A 5,182-nucleotide genomic window follows, 5' to 3' on the forward strand; every position below is an offset into this window, starting at 1 on the left:
CGCGTATCGCAGCGTCGCGGCGCGCGCGTTCATCGAGCGTGCGCTCGCGTATCGCGATCCGTCGGGAGGGTGACCGATACGGCCGGGCGGCGCGCGTGACGGGCGCCCGCCCGGGCCGTCATGGGCGGGGAGTCGGGAAGAATATGCCCGCGCGCTGCGCGGCGTTCGCGATGTGCGTTTCGATCGCGGTGCCGGCGGCAGCCGCGTCGCGCGCGATCAGCGCGTCGACGATTGCGCGGTGCTCGTGCCACGTCGACAGCAGCAGTTCGCGCCGGTAGAACGGCATGCGCTGGCTTTCCTTCATGATGTCCGCGCTGCTGCGCAGCACCGATTCGATCGCCGCGTTGCCGGCCAGGTGGATGATCCGCATGTGGAAGTCGAAGTCGAGCTGCGACGCTTCGTCGAGCGCGTTTTCGGTGAGCGCGACATGCAGGTCGGCGAGGTTGTCCTCGAACCACGCGATGTCGCCATCGCTGACGACGTGCGCGGCCATCCGCGCGGCGAACCCTTCGAGCGCATAGCGCATCTGGTACGTGTCCGGCGGCGATGACTGCTCCGCGAACCGCCATGCGTGCGCGGCCGTGGCCTGTGCGCTTTCGACGTACACGCCCTTGCCGGCGCGGATGCGCAGCATCCCGAGCGCCTCGAGCGTCGACAGTGCCTCGCGCAGCGACGCGCGGCTGATCTCCAGCTCTTCGGAGAGCTGGCGCTGGGCCGGCAGCAGGCTGCCGACCGGATACACGCCTGCCTCGATCCGGTCGCGGATCGTCGCGATGGCGGCGTCGGTCACGGTGTGCGGAACGTTTTTCATGATGTGAACTTTGGCCGGTCTGACCGGCATTGTAATCCGCACGCAGGCGGTGCATGGCCGGCCTACGGGAAAGCCACGATCTGCCCCTGTCAGGTGCATCGAAACCGGGCGGGCGGGGGGCGGGAAATCCCTATTTTGTCCGTCCTTGACTCGACTATATCGGCTTCCTACTATCCACCATAACATCACTGGTCTTACCAGTATGAACAGACGAAACTGCAACCGTTGGATCGGGAGAGCGCCGTGTCGAAATTCCTCAATTCGCTGTTTGGCCGAGTAGTCGTCGCACTTGTTCTAGGGATCGCGCTGGGTGCGTTCTTCCCGCATTTCGCCGAGTCGTTGCGACCGCTCGGCGACGGCTTCCTGAAGCTCATCAAGATGGTGATCGGGCCGATCGTGTTCTGCGTGGTGGTCAGCGGGATGGCCAACGCGGGCGACCTGAAGAAGGTCGGCCGGGTCGGCCTGAAAGCCGTCATCTACTTCGAGGTGATGACGACGCTCGCGCTCGGCATCGGCCTCATCCTCGCGTGGCTCACGCGCCCGGGCGTCGGGATGAACATCGACCTGCGCTCGCTCGACGCGTCGTCGCTCGCGTCGTACGCGAAGAACGCCGAAAGCCTGAAGGACACGGCCGGCTACCTGATGAAGATCATCCCCGAGACCGCGATCGACGCGTTCGCGAAGGGCGACATCCTGCAGATCCTGGTGTTCGCGGTGCTGTTCGGCTCCGCGCTGTCGCTGCTCGGCGACAAGGCGCAGCGCGTCAACTCGCTGATCGAGGAGCTGTCGCACGTGTTCTTCCGCATCATCGGCTTCATCATCAAGCTCGCCCCGCTCGGCGTGCTCGGCGCGATCGCGTTCACGACCGGCAAGTACGGCGTCGCGTCGCTCAAGCAGCTCGGCTATCTCGTCGCGGTGTTCTACCTGAGCTGCTTCGTGTTCGTCACGGTCGTGCTCGGCACGGTGATGCGGCTCGCAGGCTTCTCGGTGTTCAAGCTGATCCGCTACCTGCGCGAGGAACTGTCGATCGTGCTCGGTACGGCGTCGTCGGACGCGGTGCTGCCGCAGGTGATGCGCAAGCTCGAATACATGGGCGTGAAGGATTCGACGGTCGGCCTCGTGATTCCCACCGGCTACTCGTTCAACCTCGACGGCTTCTCGATCTACCTGACGCTCGCCGTGCTGTTCATCGCGCAGGCCACCAACACGCCGCTGTCGACGCATGACCTGATCGTCGTGCTGCTCGTGTCGCTCGTCACGTCAAAGGGCGCGCACGGGATCCCGGGCTCGGCGATCGTGATCCTCGCGGCAACGCTGTCGGCGATCCCGGCGATTCCGGTGCTCGGCCTCGTGCTGATCCTGCCGGTCGACTGGTTCGTCGGCATCGCCCGCGCGGTGACCAACCTGATCGGCAACTGCGTCGCGACGGTGGTCGTCGCGGTATGGGAGAACGACATCGACCGGGCCCGCGCGAAGCGCGTGCTGAACCGCGAGCTGCGCTACGTGCCGGCCGAAGAGGAAGACCGCGCAGCGCCGGTCGCCGGCGACCAGGCTCACGCGCTCTGAGCGCAACCCCCGTGCGGGGCGGCTTCCCCTGGTCGTCCCGCGCAACCGCAATTCATGTGGCCGGCGCCTCGATGCGCCGGCACGACATCAAACATCAGGAGACGACATGGCAGCCCCCATCCTCGATCCGAACGCGCCGGCCTTCACGCGGCGTTACATGAACCTCGCCGACCCGCGCCTCGGGGCGCAGGCGCTCTTTGCCAGCGATGAATTCTTCGCGCCGAAGGAACGCATGCTGAATCCCGAGCCGGCCGTGTTCATTCCCGGCAAGTACGACGACCACGGCAAGTGGATGGACGGCTGGGAGACGCGCCGCAAGCGCACGACCGGCCACGACTTCTGCGTGGTGCGGCTCGCGCGGCCGGGCGTGATCTACGGCGTCGACCTCGATACGAGCCACTTCACCGGCAACTTCCCGCCGGCCGCGTCGATCGACGCGTGCGTGTCGGAAGGCGACACGCCGCCCGACAACGCCGAATGGTGCCCGATCGTCCCGGCGACGACGCTGCAAGGCAATTCGCATCACTACCTGAGCGTCGACGATGCGCGGCCCTATACGCATCTGCGTGTGAACCTGTACCCGGACGGCGGGCTCGCGCGGCTGCGCGTGTACGGCCAGCCGCAGCGCGACTGGCGCCAGGCGCCGGCCGGCGAGCTCGTCGATCTCGCGGCGATCGAGAACGGCGGCTACCTGGTGGCCGCGAACAACCAGCACTTCGGTCCGGCGTCGCAGATGCTGATGCCGGGGCGCGGCGTGAACATGGGCGACGGCTGGGAAACGCGGCGCCGCCGCGAGCCCGGCAACGACTGGGCGATCGTCGCGCTTGCGCGGCCGGGCATCATCCGGCGCGTCGAGGTCGATACCGCGTTCTTCAAGGGCAATTTCCCCGACCGCTGCTCGCTGCAGGCTGCGCATGTCACGGGCGGCACCGACGACTCGCTCGTCACGCAGGCGATGTTCTGGGCCGAACTGCTCGGCGAGCAGAAGCTGCAGATGGATCACGTCCACACGTTCGACCAGCTTGCGGCGCTCGGCCCCGTCACGCATGTGCGTTTCAACATCTTCCCGGACGGCGGCGTGTCGCGCCTGCGTCTGTGGGGCGAGCCGGCTTGAAGGAGGGCAACGGCATGAGCGGATCCCACCTGTTGCGCGTCGAGCGCCTGACCCGCGAAGCGTTCGCGCCGTTCGGCGACGTGATCGCGCTCGAAGGCGCGCGGCATTTCCCGATCAATGGCGGCACGACCGAGCGCTTCCACGATCTCGCGACGATCGACGTGTGCGCGGACGGCGGCCGCCCGCTCGTCAGCGTATTCCGCGCGCAGCCGCGGGCGCTGCCGGTCGCCATCACGCTGATGGAGCGCCATCCGCACGGCAGCCAGGCATTCATCCCGCTCGCCGCCGTGTCGCGCTACGCGATCGTCGTCGCGCCGGCCGGCGAGTTCCGGCCCGACGCGATGCGCGCGTTCCTCGCGGAAGGCTGGCAGGGCGTGAACTATGCGAAGGGCGTCTGGCACCATCCGCTGCTCGCGCTCGACGCGGTCAGCGATTTCGTGATCGTCGATCGCGGCGGCCCGCAGCCGAACTGCGACGAGATCCCGCTCGAGCGCGCATGGGCGCTCGAGTTCGAGCCGGCCTGCGCGGCCTGACGCAAGGGCAACGACCGGCTCCGGCTGCCTGACGGCAGCCCGCGCGGGCACGTCGAAGGGATTTCGAAAGCCTGGGCCGCACGGCTCGCGCGGCGGTGCGCCGACGCAATCCCGATCCGGGGGGGGGGCTATCCCGAAAAGAACACGGCCCGGGCGGCGAGATGCCGGCCGGGCCGTGCTGCGTGCGCGGCGCGCGCGAATCAGTGCTTGCGGTGCGGGCAGTTCTCGGTCGTGCAGGAACCGTACATTGCGAGCGAGTGCTCCTGGAGCTTGAAGCCGCGCTCCTTCGCGATCGCCTGCTGGCGAGTTTCGATCTCGGCGTCGAAGAATTCCTCGACACGGCCGCAATCGAGGCACACGAGGTGGTCGTGGTGCGAGCCTTCGTTCAGCTCGAACACGGCCTTGCCGGATTCGAAGTTGCTGCGCGAGAGCAGGCCGGCCTGCTCGAACTGCGTCAGCACGCGGTAGACGGTGGCGAGCCCGATGTCGAGCTGCTCGTTGAGCAGGTTCCGGTAGACGTCTTCTGCCGTCAGATGGCGCACGGGGCTCTGCTGGAAGATCTCGAGAATCTTGAGGCGCGGTAGGGTGGCCTTTAGCCCGATATTCTTGAGATCCGTCGGATTGGTCATGGCTAGGCATCCCTAGAGTACAATGCAGGGCTTCAATGTTACCGGCTTTTCGCCGTTCCAGAAACACGCGCGGCCTGCGACGCGGGCCTGCACGGTGAGGGAAATGATTCCAGAATCTCTTTCGCACTTTCAGAGGAGCCGCATGCGGAGTGTCATCATCGCTGCCGCCGCCGTTGCCGCGCTGGCTGGTTGTTCGTCGTACGACAGCGTGACGCAGCGCATCGCGCAGAGCATCACCCCCTACCGGATCACCGTCGTGCAAGGCAACTTCGTGTCGCAGGAGAAGGCCGCGCAGCTGCAGATCGGCATGTCGCGCGAGCAGGTGCGCGCGCTGCTCGGCACCCCGCTGCTGGCCGACATGTTCCACGCCGACCGCTGGGATTACCTCTTCTACTTCAAGCGCGGCTCGACGGCAGTCGTCCAGCAGCGCGATCTCGTCGTGACGTTCTCGGGCGATCGCCTGGCGGGCTGGACGGGGGCGGACAATCTGCCTTCCGAACTCGACCTGCTGGCCGACATCGACGGCGAC

The 5,182-nt window shown here is 67.0% G+C and carries 6 protein-coding genes; 4 read left to right on the forward strand and 2 right to left on the reverse strand.

Annotated elements, in window-relative coordinates:
• Positions 1-118 precede the first annotated feature (118 nt).
• Positions 119-841: a FadR/GntR family transcriptional regulator gene (locus JYJ84_RS27795; RefSeq protein WP_122944457.1), complete on the reverse strand. Its 723-nt coding sequence runs from the start codon at positions 839-841 to the stop codon at positions 119-121.
• A gap of 213 nt (positions 842-1,054) precedes the next feature.
• Between JYJ84_RS27795 and JYJ84_RS27800 the strand changes: the two genes are divergently transcribed.
• The 3 genes from JYJ84_RS27800 (at position 1,055) to JYJ84_RS27810 (ending at position 4,024) form a co-directional block, all read left to right on the forward strand.
• Positions 1,055-2,377 (forward strand): C4-dicarboxylate transporter DctA, encoded by a 1,323-nt coding sequence (locus JYJ84_RS27800; protein WP_175222957.1) that lies wholly within the window; start codon positions 1,055-1,057, stop codon positions 2,375-2,377.
• A 106-nt stretch (positions 2,378-2,483) separates the two neighbouring features.
• A complete protein-coding gene (gene alc / locus JYJ84_RS27805; protein WP_122944459.1) occupies positions 2,484-3,491 on the forward strand; it encodes an allantoicase in 1,008 nt (335 codons plus the stop codon).
• 14 nt (positions 3,492-3,505) lie between these two features.
• Positions 3,506-4,024: an ureidoglycolate lyase gene (locus JYJ84_RS27810; RefSeq protein ID WP_122946598.1), complete on the forward strand. Its 519-nt coding sequence runs from the start codon at positions 3,506-3,508 to the stop codon at positions 4,022-4,024.
• 200 nt (positions 4,025-4,224) lie between these two features.
• Here JYJ84_RS27810 and fur read toward each other — a convergent pair whose 3' ends face one another.
• A complete protein-coding gene (fur, locus tag JYJ84_RS27815) occupies positions 4,225-4,653 on the reverse strand; it encodes a ferric iron uptake transcriptional regulator (RefSeq protein WP_122944460.1) in 429 nt (142 codons plus the stop codon).
• Between the two features lie 142 nt (positions 4,654-4,795).
• On the opposite strand from fur, the gene JYJ84_RS27820 reads away from it, so the two are divergent.
• On the forward strand, positions 4,796-5,182 hold a 387-nt coding region (locus tag JYJ84_RS27820), incomplete at its 3' end, for an outer membrane protein assembly factor BamE (RefSeq protein WP_240201907.1).

It is taken from the genome of Burkholderia sp. LMG 13014, assembly GCF_905232215.1.
In the GTDB taxonomy this organism is placed as follows: Bacteria; Pseudomonadota; Gammaproteobacteria; order Burkholderiales; family Burkholderiaceae; genus Burkholderia.